An 18,641-nucleotide genomic window follows, 5' to 3' on the forward strand; every position below is an offset into this window, starting at 1 on the left:
CATGTCGTTATCATTACGCCGCACATTCGTGGCCATCGCCTCGGCGATCGCTTTGCTGACGGCCGCCCTTGCGCCTGCGGCCGCAGCCTCGCCGACAAGCTATCGAATCGTCGCGCTGGGCGATTCCGTCAGCGCCGGGTACGAGCCGATCGAAGCTATCAAGAACGGTACGGCTGCACCTTACGGCTATACGGATCGCTTGCTGGAGCAAAGCTTGTTTCGCTCAAGCGCTTCGTTGACCAACTACGCCATTTTAGGACTGACCGTGCCAGCTCTTACGAATCTGCTTCAGGGTGCTGCGGACGGCAAAGCGCTGCAAGCATCGGACCTGCAGGATTTCTCGTCCTTCGACCCGAGAGTTGTCGCGCTCGCCAACGATGTCGCCAAGAAGACGAACCAGTTGGCGACCGATCTTGCCGAAGCCGATCTGGTCGTGCTGACGATCGGCGGCAACGATTTCAGCTCGCTCATTAAAGCCGCAGTCAGCGGTCCCCCAGGCCAATCCGAGGAATCTGTACGTCAAATTATACAGGACGGGTTCCAGATTAGAATGAATCATTATACAGAAGATTTGGATAAAATGGTGACTCGCCTGCACGCTCTGGCGCCGCAAGCGCGCATTGTCCTGGCCGACCAATATTCCCCATTGTTCAAGAGCCACCCGCTATACGAGCTGCTCCTGAGCAAGGCTCAAGACCTCTCCCAGGCTTTGGACTTATTCGCTAAAGAGATGAACGAGCGCGGCATTCCGCTGAGCATTGCCCACGTTTATGAGAAGTTCAAAGGCAACGAAAGCTCTTATACGTATTTCAATTTATTCGACGACTACGACATCCATCCCAAGCAAGTCGGATACGAAGCAATTGCCCAAGCATTCGCGGCTGCGATCTGGAAGGACGGTTACCGCAAGTCCGCTCTGCGTGCGGAGGGCGTTGATCTGTCCGTCGTCATCAATGGCAAGGAACCGCCGAGCAAGCCTGTACTCGTCAAAGGAACAACGTTCCTCGCGCTAAGAGATGTCGCGAACGCGGTCGGAGCCGAGCTGAAGTGGGAACAGGCGAAGAAAACCGCCACCTTCACGAAGAACGGCAAAGAAGTCGTCGTCACGATTGGCTCCAATACCGTATATGTAGACGGAGTCGCCCGCCCATTGCAGACGCCGGCTTACTTCCAGAAGGAAGGCAAAGAGGTCAAAACCTATGTCCCGCTCGCGATCGTCAGCGACAGCCTGGACTACCAGGTCGTTTTCCGCAAGCCGATCATGACCGTGTTTATTAATTCCTGACTTCTAGCTGTAGCGTGTCCATAAAACAAAAAAAGGTTGAGCGAACCGGAAAATAAGTTCGTTCAACCTTTTTCATGTTTATTTCACTGTAACTTTAATCGATACTGTCTTGCCCCCGAAGGAGCCTTTGATCGAGGCGGTGCCTTTGCCCTTGACCGAGATTTTGCCGTCCGAGACGGTCGCTACGGAAGCTTTGGAGCTCGTCCAAGTTGCCTTCGACGTTACGTTCTCGGTTTTTCCAGTCTCATACAGTGCCGTAAGCTGTACGTTAAGTTGGCTGCCTACAGTCGCTGCTTTGAAAGATGTATCCGAAGCGCTCAGCTTCGTCAGCTTGGCCGTCACCTCGTAAGGGACCTCCAGCGTCTTGCCCTGAACCGTAGCGGTCAGCTTGCCGCTGCCCTCGGTCAAGCCTTTCATCGACGAGCCTTTGATCGAGACGTGCTCCTTGTTCGATGGGCTCCAGGAAACTCTTGAGCTCAGCGTCACCTTCTTGCCGCTCTTCGTCGTGCCGACGACCTTGATCGACTTCGACTTGTTCAGCGTAACGCTCACCTTGTTTGGCGTAATCTCGAACGAGGTAAATTCTTCTTCAACTGTCACTTTGATTTTGACCGTTTTGTTCAAATACGTCCCGGTCAGCGTCGCATTGGCGGCGAGCAAGCCTTTCATCGATTCCTTCTTGACGAGCAGGTTCGGCGTGGATGATTTCCAGACGATCTGGTCGGCGATTTCTTCGCTCGATAATTCATCGCCGTTCTCGTAAATCAGACTGATCTTCGGCAGGTCGACTTCCTTGCCGATGACGACGCTGATCGTATCCTGATCCGGCAGCAAAGCCAATATTTTGTTATGAACGGTCACAGATACGGTTTTCTCTAACGTCCGGCCCGCGACGCCGTTAACTTTGGCGGTCAGTACGGCCTTACCCTGGCCAACCGCTTTCCACTTGCCGTCTTCAATCGTGATCACTTTGCCTTCGGTATCGCTGGATACCCACTCTACGTAGTTGCTCACGTCCTTCGTATCGCCGGCCAGCATCGTGCCCGTTACCGCCGGGAGCGAGCCCGTATCGTCTACGAACACGTCCAAGGCGTCCTTAGAGATGTCAATCGACTCGATCGTTGGAGAGACGTTGACGGAAATGGTCTTCGTCAATCCTTTGTAGGAGACGCTGATTTGTGTCGTTCCCGCGCCTTTTGGCACGACGAAAGCCCGGCCGCTCACCTTAGTTAGATCGATCACAGCGACCGCCTGGCCCTCGTCGGAAATTTTCCATTCCGCTTGATTCGTGACGTTCACCGCTTCTACCGTTCCGCTCGCCGCAGTCGCGGTCAGCTCAATTCCGGAAACCTGCTGCAGCGTCAAATAGATCGCTTTTTCCGGAGTCACCTTCAGCGCCTCATACGCGGTGCGGACGATGATCGTAATCGAGTCGGAATGACCAAAACGCTTGGCCGTAATGACGGCCGTCCCTTTGCCGACTGCGGTTACTTTCCCCTTATCGTCGACTTTAGCGACGGCAGCGTTGCTGCTCGTCCACTCTACAACATTCGTAATCGATTCGGGCGTCGTGCCCGATTGCAGCTCGGCCGACGCAACCAGTTCCACATTGTCTCTCGTATCGAGAATCAACTCGATCGGGCTCGTCTCGCCTGCCGAGCTTTTAACGTGAATTTCCTTGTAGGGAGACTTCACGTCCAGCTCGACAGACTGCGATTTGCCTTTGTACTTGACGGTAATTTTCGCTTTGCCTTCGGACAGCAGCTTTACAACGCCTTTGTCGACCGTGGCAACCGAAGTATTCGAGCTCGACCAGGCCGCCTTGGCGGTTTCGTCTATCCCGGTGGAAGAACCTTTGATCCCCTCAACCTTAAAGCTCAAATCGGCCCCGAGCGTGGCTTCCCTCTCAGCAGGGACGTTAGCTCCGTCCAGTGTGATTTTCAACTCGTCGTAAACATACTCCGCCTTCACCAGGTACGAATCCGTCTTGTCTTTGTATCTCACCGTGATCGTAGCGGATGCGACCGGGGCTGTTGCCGTAACGACGCCTTTATCGACCTTAACCGATGTGGATGTCGACGACCAGGCGGCGTCGGCAGTAACCAGCTTCTCGGACGTATTTCCGACTATCGTGGCATAGGCGTTCAGAATGATCGGATCTCCTTCGACATAGATCGTTCCAGAGTCCGAGGAGCCCGTCGAGGCGGTAATGTAGACATCGGTGACGACTTCATCGGCAGCGGACGCTACCGCTCCCATGGAGCTCCCGACAAGCGCCAAGGTCAGGAAGAGGGCGAGAATACGATTATAAATGGCGTTAGGACGTGACGTCTGCGACGGATGTTGTTTCGCTGATTCTCTCCACATTTTCATTTGCAAGCGGATCCTCCATAAGCTTCATTCATTTTTTTAAACACTCTTTTTTTATTAACGGCTTTTCAGGCCGGTTCCTGAAGATGGAAACGAAAATTCCCTGCTTTTTTCCCGTAAAAAATGGTCGTATTCACGCCATTCCACCTACAAAACGACTTTCCGGAGCAGCAAATTATAGTTGTTAACCTTCTATTCGACAAGTTTCTTCGTATTGTACCACTTGTTCCTCGTCCCGCTTCAGCGTAATATGGTAAATAGGAAAAGTGGAGGATTATAGCTGATGCGTAAAAAGAGAGTTCTGCTGCTTTCCGAAGGTTTCGGTACCGGACATACGCAAGCCGCGTACGCGCTGGCCATGGGGCTGCGCCAGCTCTCGCCCAAGATCCAGACCAGGGTTATCGAGCTTGGCACCTTTCTCAATCCCGTCATTGGTCCGCTCATCCTGTCCGCCTACCGCAAAACCGTAAGCAAACAGCCCAAGCTCGTCGGGAAAATGTACCGAAGCGGCTATCATAAATCGTTGAACCGGGTCACGCAATTCGCGCTGCACCGTATTTTCTACAACCAAGTATCGGACGTCGTTCGGCAGCTTAAGCCGGATTCGATCGTCTGCACTCATCCGATCCCCAATGCTGTAGTCAGTCGGCTAAAAAGGCTGGGGCTGGATGTTCCTTTGTATACGCTGATTACGGACTACGACGCCCACGCGACATGGACGAACCCCGAGGTTAACACGTATTTGGTCAGCACGCTCGCCGTTCGGGACAAGCTACTCGCCCGCGGCATTCCGGCCAAGTCGATCGAGGTAACGGGCATTCCCGTCCATCCGAATTTCTGGCATCCGCATGACAGAGCCGAGATTTTGTCGCAGTTCCATCTACGGGACATGCCTACCGTGCTGGTCATGGGCGGCGGCTGGGGGCTGTTGTACGGAGAAGAGCTTGTGGAATATATGACGACCTATGCCGACCGGATACAGCTCATTCTGTGCATGGGCAACAACGAGAAGTCCCGCGAGAAGCTGCTCTCCGATTCCAGGTTCCAGCATCCGAACGTACATGTGCTCGGCTTTACGAAAGAGGTCAGCAAGCTGATGGACATCTCCGACCTGCTCGTGACCAAGCCGGGCGGCATGACCTGCACCGAGGGAATGGCGAAGGGCATTCCGATGCTGTTCTACGAGCCGATCCCCGGACAGGAGGAGGAGAACGCCGAATATTTCGTCACCCACGGCTTCGGCGAGCTGATGACGAACAACGATACGATCGAACGGTGGTTCCGTCTCATTCAGGAGCCGTACGCGGCGGACCAGCATCGCGACACTCTGCTGGCTCTACGCAATGCCGAATACAACCCCGCCAAATGCTCGGAGGCCGTCCTCGCTTTGATGGAGTGACGACCTCGGCGAAGGAAACCCTAAAAATAAACCGTCTTCAGGCGAAATGGATGACTTTTCTTCCATTCGTTCGAAGGCGGTTTGTTCTTTTAAATTATAGGGAAAATAATCCAATTTGTCATATGACAAAAGTGATGACACCGCTCACTATTTAACAGCCATCGTCTTATAGTACTTTAACTATCGAACCCTGTGATTGCGTTTGAAAAAAATAAGGCGAGGTTGTCGATGATGAAGGTTTTGCGAGTTGCTGCGTTGTTCGTTTTATTGGCTGGAATGCTGCCTGTTGCGGTAAATTCGGAGAGTACGGAAGTCAAGCAATATATTCAAGTCCGAGCAGCATCTTCGATGCTGAGTATTCTCAGGACGTCCGCAGAGCTCTATATGGAGAAGCACCCCGAGATCGTCATCTCCGTGACCGGATCGCAGAGCGGGTCATTCCGCAGCGTAAAATCCATTATTGAAGGTACCTCCGATATAGGCGGCTCGTCTTCCGTGCCCGATGAGGTTCATCACAAAATGATGGAAAAGAATGGGGTTAAAGTCGTTGGAGACGTGATCCAGAATGATGCCGTCGTCCCCATCGTTCATCCGAACAATCCCGTTGCAGGACTGACGCTCAAACAGCTTAAACAAATCTATGTTGGGGAAATCAAAAATTGGAGCGAGGTCGGGGGAAAGGATCTGCCCATTCTAGTCGTCTCGCAGCTTGGCAACACAGGCGCTTACGAGACATGGAGCCGCGTTGTGCTGGAAGGAACGGCAATGGTTACTCCAGAGGCCGCTTTCCTGGATACGGCGAGCACGATCAAATCGGCGGAAACGAATGAAGCGACGATCGCCTATTCCGGCTTCACAAACATTGAAGGCCATGCAAATTTGAAAAAGGTGGTCGTCGACGGGGTCGAGGCCAACGTGGAGACGATCCGAAACGCCGATTTTCAAATCAAACGCTCCCTGACCCTCTACAGTCTAGAAAACTCCTCCGGAGAGGTTAAAAACTTCATTAAGTTCGTTCAGGAGCAAGTTCATCAAAAATAGAGGAAAACTACTAGGCACAAAGGATGATTGGATCACATGGCAAGAATTAGAGGAAGACAAGCTTTGCTTGCAGCCTTGCTCGCAAGTGTTTCTCTGTTCGCGGTAGGGTGCGGAATGCTGCAGTCCAAGAAAGAGGATAATAGTTTATTGATCGCCGGGACCAAACAATTCTCGTACTACTCCAATAAGTTCGAGGAAATCTTCACAGAGCAGCATAAGAATACAATGATTATGATCCAACCCGGGGACGCTACGCCCAGCATCCTCGCGCTTCGCAACGGAGCGATCGACCTTGCGATCACCTCTCGCGATCTGAATGAGAACGAAGACGACAAGGAAACGAAAAGCTACTTGATCGCCAAGGATGCGCTCCATATCGTTGTCCATCCGTCCAACCCGGTCAACGATCTGACGACCAGCCAGTTGAAGAGTATTTTCACAGGGGCCGCTAATAACTGGAAAGAGCTCGGAGGCAGCGACTTGCCCATCACCTTGATCTCTAGAGACATCGCTTCGGACGTCTATGGGGGATTAGTCGACTTGGCCATGGATGGGGAGGATATCGTCTCCGGCGCCGTGACGAAGAACTCGGGCAAGGAAGTGATTGCTGCTGTGGCGGTCGACAAGCAAGCGATCGGTTTCGTCGCGACAAGAGATGTGGACAAGCAAGTAAAAACGCTGAAAATCAACGGCGTAGAGGCGGAACGCCGGACGATCTATTCCGGGCGGTATCCGCTTGCGCGCTCCATCTATTTTGTCGTGAAAGCGGAACCCTCGGCATTGACCCGGAAATTCGTGGACTACTTTCTGAGCAAGGAAGGACAAGCGTTGCTGGAACGAGAAGGGGCAAAGCCTCTCCATTAAAAATAAATCGACAGATAATGAGGTTGAAGCATGGAATCCGAGATCATCACCAATCAGGGGCAACCGATGGTTTGGTTGCGAAGAAGCGTTATGATTATTCTTGCCGTCGCCGTGCTGGCGCTTATCGGTTATTTTGTATACGGACTCATTCCCAAGCAGTATACTTTGAAAATTACGGGCGGAGACATTCTGGGCAATCGGCACTTAATTGCCAAGGTTCTTAAAGAAGAAGCATCGGCCAAAGACATCAATTTGATTATTGAGCCTACGGATGGGTCCGTCGAAGCCGTTAAGGAAGTCAGCAAAGGCCTGATCGACGTTGCGCTTGTGCAGAGCGGGTTGGAGGATAAAATGCCGAACGTAGAGCATGTGGCCACGCTCCCCGCGGAGGTGGTTCATTTTCTCGTTAAGCCCGACATTGAGGAAGTCAAGGATTTGAAAGGGAAATTGATTAATACCGGTTCGAAGTCCGACGGTACCCGGCTCACGGCGATGCAGATTCTGGATTTCTCCAATCTGACTGACGGAGTCGACTACATCGAGACCAACTACAGCTTTGAGCAGCTAGTGAAGCTGAAAGACGACAAGCTGCCTGACGCTATCGTCAACATTTCTTATTCCCCCTCCTTTGTCGCCGATTATTTCGTTAAGGAAAGGGACTACAAAGTACTTGAGCTGCCGTTCCCCCCATCTCTTGCCCTACGGTATGGGTGGGTAGGCGATGGCGCCAAAATTTTGGCTTATACCTATAATACGATCCCGCCGGTGCCTGCCAAGGATATCGATGCGGTAGGCGTAAATCTTCAGATCGTCGCCCACTCGCAAGCGGACCCGCAAGCCGTCTCCAAGCTGCTGGAAGTCATGTACAGCCCTACAGTCATCAATCGCATTAATCAGAAGGTGGAGGAAAAAAACATTACAACGGCGGCAACCTATCCGATCTCCAAAGGGACCATCGCTTTTCTGAAACGCAACGAATCTTTCTTGTCGAAGGATATGGTGGATTTGTTGGCGAATGGATTAGGCTTGCTCGTCACCGTCGGTTCATTTCTCATTTTCGCACTCCGATGGCTAAAGGGCTCCAAGCTGGATGATCTCGAAGTACAGGGATATATCGCCAGGGTTTCTGCTATTGAAAAGGAAATCGGGGAAATGGAGCAAACAGGCAGCTTGAATCTAACCGATTTGTCGCAATTAGCCTTCAAGTTGACAACGCTTAAAAGTGAAGTGCTCGGAAAGAATAATCGGATTACGCTCAAGGACCCTGCACTAATGGATACCTTCCTATCCTGTGTGGCGGATACGCGAAATTACGTAATGATTCTAATGGAGCGTACGCGACCCGACCTGAAGTAAACTCCGCTCACGTTGAGAAAGGCCCGCGTCTTCCGTCAGGAAGCGCGGGCCTAAGTATCGAACACTTTTCCGATGCTTGCATCGATCAGGTTGGCAAGATCAGCTATTATTGCACAGGTGCTGCTTCAGGCAGAACCGAAGTCTCGAACACTTCTCCGGTGCTCTCGTCAATCAGATTAAACGTGATTTTCATATCCGCTTCCGGTACTCCCGAATAGACCTGGTACATCATGCTTTGCATGGCTAATCCGAAGATCACCAATCCATCCGCGCTGTCCTCGGACTCGTAGGCGGCCCTGTCAACCGTGATGTTGTATTCATTGAATGTGGCTTCGTCATATTCCAGATTTTTGATCGAAGACGAGCCGTCGCCGGATTGTGCGCCTTCGATGACCGCCGACAATTCCGCATGATACTTTTGCAGCAGTTTATCCAAATTTTCTTGGGAAATCGTTGCCGTTACGCTGCCATCGCCATTCTCAGTAATGTTGGTAGCGCCAGCTTCTTTTACTTCCGCGGTCATGCCTTCTACGTCCCCGGATTCGTTCAAGGAAGCCGGGAAAACGATGCTCACTTCGCCGGCGCTGGGAGCGCTGCTTGCTTCCGCGCTAGAACTTGCCTCCGCGCTTGGGCTTGGACTTGGTTGTGCGCTCGGGCTTGCTGACGCGCTGCTAGTTGCGGCGCTTGGGCTTGCCGCGTTCTTTTCCTCTTTGTTGCCGGAACATCCTGCTAACAGCAAAGCGACTGTCAGGATTAAAATGGAAGCTTTCTTCATACTTTTTTCCCCCTGTTTCTTTAGTTGATAGGCCGTTCGTCTGAAATTATAGAGGATTGCTCCCTCCGTAAGTAGTGACTGTTGTCACTAAATTTGTCATATGACAAATTGAATTAATTTGGGTTTTATTCCATTTGCACAGCCTAAACAAGCGCCTGAACATAGAGAAAAGGAAGGCTTCGTCAGCTATCCAACGCCGACAATGCCTTCCCTTTTACGGATTAAAGCCTATCTGATATTCGTGCGACTTACAGCGCGCTGCCCCCATACAGAAAGCGATACTCCCAATGCTTCCCGGCGATGCTGTCCGTGCGAACGCCGCCGGACTCCTTCGAATACGTATGCAGCACTTTGCCGTCTCCTAGATAGATCGCCGCATGGCTGATTTTACTCGAAAACGGCTTCTTCCCTGTATAGAGAGACGCGCTTGTCCCTTTGTAATCCGTGAAGAACATCAGATCTCCGCGCTTAAGCTGGCGCCAATCCGTCGTTACCGAACTCTTGTCCCGCACATAGTCTCCTTGTCCGCGAGAATCCGCCGGCAGAGTGATGCCGAGAGCGTCCTTGAACATCTGGCGAAGAAGGTCCGAACAGTCGAACGTTCTCGTGTCGTCCCGGCTGGAGCCATACTCGTACGGCGTACCTAAGTACTTCATCCCGGCGGCGATGACGGATTCGATCGAACCGGTCCCAGGCTTCCCCGGCTGTTCCGGCTGCCCGATCTGTCCCGTCACTTGTATGTATTTGGCATCCGTGCTTACATAACCGGCTTGTCCCTTTGAATCCGTTACCGCATACCAGTAAGCATTATGTTTTCCCGTCACCGTCACTTGCTCGCCCTTGGACAAATAGCGGATTCGAGCAGCATCGGTCGAAGGACCCGTACGGAAGGAGACGCTCACTGCGATGCTGGCGTTCGAGCCTGCAACCGCTTCGCTTCCTCCGGAAGGGCCCTGCACGGGTTGATTGATCTGCAAATACTTGCTGTCCGAAGAGATGTAGCCGACCGAGCCGAATACGTCTTGAACCTTAAACCACGCGCTGTTATGTCGACCGAGCACGACCACTTCCTCGCCCTTGCCGATCATGCGAATGATCGACGACGAAGCGCCCGGAGACGTTCGGAAGTTTACCCCGTACTGAATCGTTCCCGTCGTTACCGCCGCTGCCGCGCCCGCCTCGGAATGCGGATAGGCCCCCCATACTGTCATCGCCGCCAAGAGACTCATCATTGTTCGTCTAAACCTCAACTTGCAGTCCTCCTCTAAATTCGGCGTCAAGGGCGGTTAAGCCCTTACTTGCTTCATTATAGAGAGATGTCCAATGCCTTCCATCGGCCTATACGCCCAACAACCGGGACAGAGTATGGGCAAACCGATTCAGCGACGCATGGGACTGAGGGACGCATCATCGCTTGCGGCATGGGCTATGACCGTTCCATTTTCCCGAACTTACCAATTTTTTAGATCAGGCACGACAAAAAAAGCCGTCACAATGCGGCTTTCTTAACAAATACGCATCTTTAGGAGGAATAAAAACCCACGCCCTCATTCTATAGTCCCAGGAACATTCAGGAAATCGTCCCGGATCTCGCCATTCCAACTCATTCCGCATTCCCGTACGGTTCGATATGTACGTGCACATTCACGACGCCGTTCTTGCGCCTCAGCCGCTGCTCCACCGTATCGCTGATCCGATGGCCGTCGACGACCGACAACGTCGGGTCGACCGTTACGATGACGTCGACGAGAACGGTGCTGCCGTGAATGCGGGCGCGAATGTCCTTAATGCCGCGCACTCCCTCTGTTCTCTCCACGACTCCGCGAAGCGTCCTGAGCTGGTTGACGTCGAAGCCGTCGGTTAAATCGTGCGTTGCCGACCAGAAAATTTCCCAAGCGGTTTTCACGATCAGCATCGCTACGCCAATCGCGGCAACGGCATCCAGCCAGACGACTCCGAGCGCCGCGCCGAAAATGCCGACAGCCGCGCCGATGCTGACGAAGGCGTCGGAGCGATTATCCTTGGCGGCCGCCATCAATGCCTGGCTGCGGATGCGCCGGGCCAGACGGACATTGTACCCGTACACCGCCAGCATTGCGGCCGCTGCGGCCAAAGCGATCCACCCGGCGTTCAAATCCGGCGCTTCGAATTGGCCCCGCCACAGGTTAATAATCGCCGCCTGCCCGACCTGTAATCCAACCGTCGCCATAATGAACGAAGCGATCAAGGCTGCGATCGTCTCCGCCCTCAAATGACCGTAAGGATGGTTGGCGTCCGGAGGTCTTCTGGAAATGCGCAGTCCGATCAGCACCGCGACCGAAGCGACGATATCGGTGACATTGTTGAAACCGTCGGCGGTTAGCGCTTCGGAATGAAACAGCCATCCCGCCGCCAGCTTCAAAGACGAGAGCACGAGATAGGCCGCTATGCTGACCCAAGCTCCCTTTTCCCCTTTGCGGATATCCCCGTACACGTCCATCCCGATCCCTCCGATCCCCTTGCTCCGCTGGGCGTTCATCGCCCTAGTGTTGCCTTTATTTTCGGCATTGAAACGCCAGACGCATGGAGTGCGGGTCCGCTTCGGGAGTTGATGTCGATAATCGAAACGGATTCGGTCCTCGCCTAGCCGATTATTCGAAAAACGCCTGCCGGTTGCCCGGCAAGCGTCTGCGAATTATTTTCTGTCTTCTTCCGGAATCAGCTTGGCGCGCAGCTCCTGTACTTCCGGATGCTCCAAGTACTCGTCGAACGTCATCAACCGATCGATGATCCCGTTAGGCGTAATCTCGATAATCCGGTTGGCGATCGTCTGCATGAACTGATGGTCATGAGAGGTGAAAATGATCGGTCCGTCGAAGTCGATCAGCCCGTTGTTGAGCGCCGTAATCGATTCGAGATCCAAGTGGTTTGTCGGTTCGTCGAGCAGCAGCACGTTGCCGTTCGTCAGCATCATACGGGACAGCATGCAGCGCACCTTTTCTCCTCCGGACAGAACCGAAGCCTTCTTCAGCGCTTCGTCCCCCGAGAACAGCATCCGGCCGAGGAAGCCGCGGATGAACGATTCGTCCGGGTCCTTCGTGTACTGACGCAGCCAATCGACGAGATTCATGTCCACCCCGTCAAAATAGTCGGAGTTCTCTTTCGGGAAATAAGCCTTCGTAGCCGTTACGCCCCAAGTCACCGTACCTTCTTCCGGCTCCTTCTCGCCGACGAGAATTTGGAACAGCAGCGTTTTGGCGTGGCCGTACGGGCCGACCAGCGCGATTTTGTCGCCTTTGTTGACGACCAGGTTGAGATTGTTCAGCACCTTCTCGCCGTCGAGAGACGCGGTCACGTTTTCCACCGTCACGACCTGCTTGCCGACCTCGCGCTCCGGCTTGAAGTTAATGAACGGATATTTGCGGTTGGACGGACGAATATCGTCTAGCGAGATTTTATCAAGCAGCTTGCGGCGGCTCGTCGCCTGCTTCGCCTTGGACTTGTTCGCCGAGAAGCGCTGAATAAACTCCTGCAGCTCCTTGATTTTGTCTTCCTTCTTCTTGTTCTGGTCGCGAACGAGTCTCAACGCCAATTGGCTGGATTCGTACCAGAAGTCGTAGTTGCCGACGTACATCTGGATTTTGCCGAAGTCGATATCGGCGATATGCGTACATACTTGGTTCAAGAAGTGACGGTCGTGAGATACGACGATAACGGTACCTTCGTATCGCGACAGGAACTCTTCCAGCCAGTTGATCGATTCCAGGTCCAAGTGGTTGGTAGGTTCGTCAAGCAGCAGAATGTTCGGACTTCCGAACAACGCCTGCGCAAGCAAGACGCGCACCTTCTCGTTGCCGCTCAGCTCTCCCATCTTCTTGTCGTGCAGTTCGGTCGTGATACCGAGGCCGTTCAGCATGCCGGCCGCTTCGCTCTCCGCTTCCCAGCCGTTCATCTCCGCGAACTCAGCCTCAAGCTCGCCTGCGCGCATACCGTCCTCGTCCGAGAAATCTTCCTTCATATAGATGGCGTCTTTCTCTTTCATGATCTTGTACAGGCGCTCATGGCCCATGATGACCGTCTCGAGCACGTTGAATTCGTCGTATTCGAAATGGTTTTGCTTCAGCACCGCCATGCGCTCGCCCGGGGTGATGTGAACCTCGCCGGACGAAGACTCTACTTCGCCGGCCAGAATTTTCAGGAACGTCGATTTGCCCGCTCCGTTCGCTCCGATCAACCCGTAGCAGTTGCCGGGCGTAAACTTGATGTTGACATCTTCAAACAGGGGGCGCTTGCCAAAACGAAGGCTAACGCCGGATACGGTAATCATGAGTCTGATCCATCCTTTACTTGATCTGAATTTACACTTGTAAAACGCAGCGTCTCGCCGTGATGCAGCAGGAGCAGCTTTTCCTTCGGAATGCCCAGCTCGGATCTACCCGTCTCCAGCCTTTGCAAGGCGTCCTCGGGCGTATCGTCCGACAGCTTAAACGATCCGTAATGCATCGGTACGAAGTATTTGGCCTTCAAATCGATAAAGGCCTGCAGCGCTTCTTCCGGGCTCACGTGCTGCGAGGACATGAACCATTCGGGGTCGTACGCCCCGATCGGAAGCAGGGCCACGTCGATATCGAACCTGCGGCCAATCTCGGTGAAACCGCGGAAGTATCCGCTGTCCCCGGCGAAGTAAATCGTCGGTCCGCGATCGATCTCGATTACCCACCCGCCCCAGTGAGACGTGTTCATATCCCACGGATTGCGGCGGGTCCAATGCTGGGCGGGAACGAACGTGAATTTCACTCCGTGAAAAGCCGTATCCTCCCACCAGTGCAGCTCCTGGGCCTGCAAAAATCCTTTCAACAGAAGCTTCCTGCGCAGGCCGGCGGGCACGATCATTTTTTTCGGCCCTCTCAGTCTTCTGAGCGAGGAAACGTGAAGGTGATCGTAATGGGCATGAGAGATCAGCACAACGTCCACGGACGGCATGTCCGATAATTCGACTCCGGGCGGAGCCAGTCTTTTCTGAAATGCCATTCTGCGCGCCCATACGGGATCGGTGACGATGTTCAGTCCCGCCATCTGAATAAGGAAAGTCGAGTGGCCGATCCAGGTTACGGACGGCTCGTTTCGATTATGCTGTAGAAACCTCAGATCCGGCTGTACGCCGGGTACGCAATTCTCGTAGCCCCGCTTGTCGCGCAGCTTGCGAATCCGGTTCTCACGCCAACGGTCGAATTGAGCCAGCGATGCTTTGCCCGCACCGACGGAGTCCAAATTGCCGAAGCGTCTTCTAAGCATGAAATCCCTCCGATGATGTGCTCATGTATACTATAGCAGGAAACTCCGAATTGTACCAAGGCCGCGGCAAAAATGATTTCGGAAATCTCCTGCTTTATCCGGATGGCGTAGGCGGGGGATTAGTAACTTGCATCAGAGCCGTAGCCCCATGTCCATAGGGGCCTGTCTAGCTGCGACTGCATTTCTGCCAGCCGAAGCAGCGCTTCCGCAGCCTGAGCTTTCGTTACTCGGCCGCCAGGATTAAAGGAGCCGTTCACGGGCTTCATCAGTTTGAACTTCAGCACGATCGCCGCCGCTCCTTTGTCTTTTATTTTTCCCGCGTCTCGCAATCCCTTTACCGCCGGGTCGTCTTTGAGCGTGCGCGACATTTTCTCGTAGCCTGTAATCTTCGTCAACCATACGGCCATCTGTTCGCGCGTGAGGAGAGATTCGGTTTTTAGCGCAGTCTTTGTATCTGAGGTCAACCATTTCCGATCTACGAAATATCCGATGTCGTCATAATACGGATGCCCCATGCTTACGTCGGAAAATAATCTGCTTTTTCCGCCCAAATACGGATAGCCATTTAAGACAATGCTTCGGTGAACTATCCGAATAAACTCTCCCCGGGAGATTTCGGCGTTGGGTTTCAAGTCGCCTTTGGCGTCCGCGCTCAGCGCGCCGTGATCGAACAGCGTCTGCAGGGCGACCTTCGACGGATGAGCTTGGACGTCGGCGGGAAGCGGTCCTCCTGCCGTCCATTGATCCTCCATTGCGGTCATGACCTGGCCTGCAACGGCATCCACCGAATCCGGCGCATAGCCCTCCTCGGCATTCGCCGGAACCTGCAAAAACATCAGATCGAGCCGCTTCTCTCCGACCGCAACCTCACGCGTCGTAAACGGATAACCTTGATTAGGCAGGTAGAAAGCAATCAGCTTTGTGTGCTGCACGATCAGCTTTTTCGCCTGGCGCTCGTCAATGGTTGGTTTTAGCGCCTTTAACATCTCGATAGATGGGGGGGTAGAAGGCAAGCTTAATCTCTTCATCTTGCCTTTGCCGTCCAGCGTAAGCCCGATCGCCTGATCGGCAACCGGAATGCCGTCCTGGAACATCCGGTACAGCAGCTCCAACTCAGAGAGGTTCCCTTTGTGAACCACGGACGGAGCAACCGACTTGTACCTTACAGCAAAATCGGGAATATGCTCCGCCAGCCACTTCTCGGCCGCGCTTCGGGCTTCCGCGACTTTAATCGTCGGTAACTGCGTCTGACGCTGCTCCTCTTCCAACCGTTCGAAGCTCCGGTAATCGGCGTATCCGAGCACCTGCCCGGTTTGGGCATCAACCGTAAGCGTATAAAAGCCGCCCTCCCGATCGTCAGGATCGATTCCTTTTAGATCCCAGATCGTCCGCTCGCCTTTTTCGTCATAATTGTCGTGCTCGGACGTCCATTCCACGCCAGCGGGAAAATTTGCGAACGTCGCTGCCGTTTGGATCGCTTCATCTTGATTAACTTTATGCGGAGTGAATACGGAAGACGACGGTTCGACGCTCTCAACCTCCGTTTCAAATAGATGAGAATATCGTCCTCCGCTTATCCAATCAGGCGTCCCCTCGACGGCGTCCATGCCCCAGAACGTCCGATCCATTTCATAAGTGAGACCCCAACGGACTTTCGAACCATACGATTCATTCAAATCGCGGTAGAGCGGCTTCATTTTAAAACCGTTCGCCCAAACGCGCTTGGCCTCAGCGGCAGTCAGCGATGCGGCGCCGGAGACCGGCTGTCCCGGATTTCCCGCAAATTGAAAAGCTTTAACGTTGCCGGCCGCATCCATAACGACCGTGAGCGAAGAGCCTACTACCTTGTACCCGTTAATCTTAAGCCCGAAATAAAAAGAGTAACGCGCCGGGCCGAACAAGGGAAATACAGCATCATCCGTATGAGAAAAAGGCTTCTCTTGCAAAGTAAACCCCTTAATGGACGGAACGGCTTTGCGAATGAAAGCTTCGGCCTGCTTCTTGGCCCGGTCTCTCGAGATACCGGCAGGAAGCGCGGAGTTCGGCTCATTCAACGGATTGCCTATAAAATGGGATGTATAAGCGATCAGATCGCCTGTCATCGCATCAAGCGTTACCCCCGCAATCGTCCCCTTATCCATAAAGTCCCACGCGGCTCTCCAGACCGGAAGCTTCTGACCATAGTCCTCTAGCCGGGCATTGACCAATCCAATATCGTCGGGATTCTTCTTTCCGACGGCGGGCAGTATTTCCTGGGACAATCGAATAGCGGCCTCTTTAGAAATGCGAACAGATGCGGGATCGGGGGGATTATCATAATCGATTCCCACCATATAATCTATTCCCGCTGTATGTTCGAATTCAGGCTCGGGAGCCCCTAGTCCGGTTTCCGGCCGGGACAGCAGCAAGGTCGAAGCAATGAACGCAATCGCGAACAAACGAACAGCTCCGCGAACTTTGGATACGGGCGTCATACGATCTCTCCTTTTAGAATGGAACATGATGGAAAATAAGTTTTCTGGAAAATTCGACATCCCATGGAAATATCCCTCTTATTCCGTCGGAAAATAGCCGGTTCGGATGGGGGGATGTCTGTTTTCGATTGGATTAGTTTGCGAGTGAGTGGATGTCTGGATTGGATTAGTTTGCGAGGGAGTGGATGTCTGGGTTGGATAGATGGCTTTTAGTTAAGCTGTCCCTTTCCCCGTTCTTGGCATTTTGGGAGCATTTGAGGTATTGTGGAGAAGATACGAAAGGAAAGCGAGGGCGAGTGCCATGAAACTGTTATCCATCGAGCCGACCCCGAGTCCGAATACAATGAAGCTTAATGTGGATGTTCGGCTCGATCCCGGCGTTCAACTGAATTATAACAAGGATTCGAAAACGACTCCGCCGCCTCTGATCGCCCAGCTGCTGGCGATTTCCGGAGTGAAGAGCATCTTCCAAACGGCGGATTTTCTTGCGATTGATCGCAAAGGGGCCGGAGCAGACTGGGCTGCGATTCTGGACGGCGTGAAGAACGCTTTCGGCATGGCGTCCGACGGCGTATTGGCCGGCGCTTCCGATGCCGCCGGCTTCGGCGAAGCTCACGTTCGCGTACAGATGTATCGGGGCATCCCGATCCAAATTCGCGTGCGCAGCGGAGGCCAGGAGTTCCGGGCGGCAATGTCGGAACGATTTACGGCCGCAGTAACGGAAGCGGCCGGAGCGACGATGATCCGCGAACGAATGCTGGAGGATCTCGGCGTACGTTACGGCGAACCGCAGGAGGTGCTGGACGAGATCAGCCGGGAGCTTGATGCCGCGTATTCCGATGCGAGGCTGCGCGACTTGATCGAGCAGGCCAAAGCCGCGGGGCCTGAAGCTCCGCCTCCGCAACCGCCAGCTCCGCTAAGCGGCAGCGAAGTGATGAAGGCGCTCGAATCGCAGGATTGGCGGGAGCGTTACGCAGCGCTGGAGCGGCTTAAACCGGAGCCGAAGGATCTGCCGGTTGTTGCCCGGGCATTGCGCGACAGCCAAATGTCCGTGCGACGGCTGGCGGTTGTCTATCTCGGCGATCTGCGTACGCCCGAGTCTTTCCCGCTGCTGTTCGAGGCGCTCAAGGATTCGTCCGGCGCAGTCCGCCGCACGGCCGGCGATACGCTGTCCGACATCGGCGACCCGATTGCTATCGCGCCGATGATCGAATCTCTAGAAGACTCCAACAAGCTCGTCCGCTGGCGTGCGGCAAGGTTCCTGTACGAAGCCGGCGACGAGACGGCCCTTGAGGCGCTGCGGCGCACGACGGGGAGTGAGACGGAGTTCGAGGTGCGGTTGCAAGCGGAGATGGCCGTCGCCCGCATCGAGCGCGGCGAAGAAGCCGCCGGCTCCGTCTGGCAGCAGATGACCCGCATGCGCGAGCAGGAACGCGAGTAAGTTGGTAAAATAAGCACGCAGGGCGCATTTCACTGTGGCCTCGCGTGCTTATTTTTTTGCCTTGTGACGACTCTCCCGGATTCCGCCCAAAAGACCCTCTCAGGTACCTATTCACCGACAACTCTCCGGGATCCCGCCCATAAGACCTCCCCAGGTACTTATTCATCACCGACTGCTTCGGATCCCGCCCATAAGACCCCCTCAGGTACTTATTCACTGCCGACTGCCTCGGATCCCGCCCATAAGACCTTCCCAGGTACTTATTCATCACCGACTGCTCCGGATCCCGCCTATAAGCCCCCCTCAGGTACTTATTCAACGCCCGACTCTCCCGGATCCCGCCCATAGGACCTCCTCAGGTA

At 53.9% G+C, this 18,641-nt stretch carries 13 protein-coding genes; 6 read left to right on the plus strand and 7 right to left on the minus strand.

Annotation, left to right across the window (positions count from 1 at the left end; all coding sequences use genetic code 11):
* Position 1: 1 nt before the first annotated feature.
* The gene (locus J4772_RS27600) at positions 2-1,285 is read left to right on the plus strand and encodes a stalk domain-containing protein (RefSeq protein ID WP_209072315.1); all 1,284 of its coding nucleotides are present in this window, start codon (positions 2-4) and stop codon (positions 1,283-1,285) included.
* Between the two features lie 78 nt (positions 1,286-1,363).
* Here the strand turns inward: J4772_RS27600 and J4772_RS27605 are convergent, their stop codons facing one another.
* Positions 1,364-3,658, minus strand: coding sequence for an Ig-like domain-containing protein (locus J4772_RS27605; protein ID WP_209072316.1), 2,295 nt, complete (start codon positions 3,656-3,658; stop codon positions 1,364-1,366).
* Positions 3,659-3,938: 280 nt separating this feature from the next.
* Between J4772_RS27605 and J4772_RS27610 the strand changes: the two genes are divergently transcribed.
* From J4772_RS27610 to J4772_RS27625, 4 genes are all read left to right on the plus strand, one after another.
* The gene (locus tag J4772_RS27610; RefSeq protein WP_116060038.1) at positions 3,939-5,054 is read left to right on the plus strand and encodes an MGDG synthase family glycosyltransferase; all 1,116 of its coding nucleotides are present in this window, start codon (positions 3,939-3,941) and stop codon (positions 5,052-5,054) included.
* 228 nt (positions 5,055-5,282) lie between these two features.
* The gene (locus J4772_RS27615; RefSeq protein WP_209072317.1) at positions 5,283-6,095 is read left to right on the plus strand and encodes a PstS family phosphate ABC transporter substrate-binding protein; all 813 of its coding nucleotides are present in this window, start codon (positions 5,283-5,285) and stop codon (positions 6,093-6,095) included.
* Between the two features lie 36 nt (positions 6,096-6,131).
* On the plus strand, positions 6,132-6,959 hold the full coding sequence (locus J4772_RS27620) for a phosphate ABC transporter substrate-binding protein (protein ID WP_209072318.1): 828 nt from the start codon (positions 6,132-6,134) through the stop codon (positions 6,957-6,959).
* Positions 6,960-6,989: 30 nt separating this feature from the next.
* Positions 6,990-8,315: a TAXI family TRAP transporter solute-binding subunit gene (locus tag J4772_RS27625; protein WP_209072319.1), complete on the plus strand. Its 1,326-nt coding sequence runs from the start codon at positions 6,990-6,992 to the stop codon at positions 8,313-8,315.
* 106 nt (positions 8,316-8,421) lie between these two features.
* Here J4772_RS27625 and J4772_RS27630 read toward each other — a convergent pair whose 3' ends face one another.
* The 6 genes from J4772_RS27630 to J4772_RS27655 form a co-directional block, all read right to left on the minus strand.
* Positions 8,422-9,090 carry a hypothetical protein gene (locus J4772_RS27630; protein ID WP_209072320.1) on the minus strand — a complete coding sequence of 223 codons (669 nt, stop codon included), beginning with the start codon at positions 9,088-9,090 and terminating at the stop codon, positions 8,422-8,424.
* 248 nt (positions 9,091-9,338) lie between these two features.
* Positions 9,339-10,340 carry a C40 family peptidase gene (locus tag J4772_RS27635; protein ID WP_247740868.1) on the minus strand — a complete coding sequence of 334 codons (1,002 nt, stop codon included), beginning with the start codon at positions 10,338-10,340 and terminating at the stop codon, positions 9,339-9,341.
* Between the two features lie 353 nt (positions 10,341-10,693).
* Complete coding sequence (locus J4772_RS27640) at positions 10,694-11,569, minus strand: cation diffusion facilitator family transporter (RefSeq protein ID WP_209072321.1); 876 nt, start codon at positions 11,567-11,569, stop codon at positions 10,694-10,696.
* A gap of 195 nt (positions 11,570-11,764) precedes the next feature.
* Complete coding sequence (locus J4772_RS27645; protein ID WP_209072322.1) at positions 11,765-13,396, minus strand: ABC-F family ATP-binding cassette domain-containing protein; 1,632 nt, start codon at positions 13,394-13,396, stop codon at positions 11,765-11,767.
* Positions 13,393-14,364, minus strand: a complete 972-nt coding sequence (locus J4772_RS27650; RefSeq protein ID WP_209072323.1) for an MBL fold metallo-hydrolase — start codon at positions 14,362-14,364, stop codon at positions 13,393-13,395. The genes J4772_RS27645 and J4772_RS27650 overlap by 4 nt, the downstream gene beginning before the upstream one ends.
* A 119-nt stretch (positions 14,365-14,483) precedes the next feature.
* Entirely contained in the window at positions 14,484-16,838 is a 2,355-nt protein-coding gene (locus J4772_RS27655) for a PepSY domain-containing protein (protein ID WP_209072324.1), read from the minus strand.
* A 301-nt stretch (positions 16,839-17,139) separates the two neighbouring features.
* Here J4772_RS27655 and J4772_RS27660 point away from each other — a divergent pair, with 301 nt between their 5' ends.
* Positions 17,140-18,279: a virulence factor gene (locus J4772_RS27660; protein WP_209072325.1), complete on the plus strand. Its 1,140-nt coding sequence runs from the start codon at positions 17,140-17,142 to the stop codon at positions 18,277-18,279.
* Positions 18,280-18,641 lie beyond the last annotated feature (362 nt).

The sequence above is a fragment of the Cohnella sp. LGH genome, from assembly GCF_017671885.1.
Lineage (GTDB): Bacteria > Bacillota > Bacilli > Paenibacillales > Paenibacillaceae > Cohnella > Cohnella phaseoli.

Coding starts and splice junctions, on each gene's coding strand:
- J4772_RS27600 (WP_209072315.1), top strand. CDS start 2: ATGTCGTTATCATTACGCCGCACATTCGTGGCCATCGCCTCGGCGATC.
- J4772_RS27605 (WP_209072316.1), bottom strand. CDS start 3,658: ATGAAAATGTGGAGAGAATCAGCGAAACAACATCCGTCGCAGACGTCA.
- J4772_RS27610 (WP_116060038.1), top strand. CDS start 3,939: ATGCGTAAAAAGAGAGTTCTGCTGCTTTCCGAAGGTTTCGGTACCGGA.
- J4772_RS27615 (WP_209072317.1), top strand. CDS start 5,283: ATGATGAAGGTTTTGCGAGTTGCTGCGTTGTTCGTTTTATTGGCTGGA.
- J4772_RS27620 (WP_209072318.1), top strand. CDS start 6,132: ATGGCAAGAATTAGAGGAAGACAAGCTTTGCTTGCAGCCTTGCTCGCA.
- J4772_RS27625 (WP_209072319.1), top strand. CDS start 6,990: ATGGAATCCGAGATCATCACCAATCAGGGGCAACCGATGGTTTGGTTG.
- J4772_RS27630 (WP_209072320.1), bottom strand. CDS start 9,090: ATGAAGAAAGCTTCCATTTTAATCCTGACAGTCGCTTTGCTGTTAGCA.
- J4772_RS27640 (WP_209072321.1), bottom strand. CDS start 11,569: ATGGACGTGTACGGGGATATCCGCAAAGGGGAAAAGGGAGCTTGGGTC.
- J4772_RS27645 (WP_209072322.1), bottom strand. CDS start 13,396: ATGATTACCGTATCCGGCGTTAGCCTTCGTTTTGGCAAGCGCCCCCTG.
- J4772_RS27650 (WP_209072323.1), bottom strand. CDS start 14,364: ATGCTTAGAAGACGCTTCGGCAATTTGGACTCCGTCGGTGCGGGCAAA.
- J4772_RS27655 (WP_209072324.1), bottom strand. CDS start 16,838: ATGACGCCCGTATCCAAAGTTCGCGGAGCTGTTCGTTTGTTCGCGATT.
- J4772_RS27660 (WP_209072325.1), top strand. CDS start 17,140: ATGAAACTGTTATCCATCGAGCCGACCCCGAGTCCGAATACAATGAAG.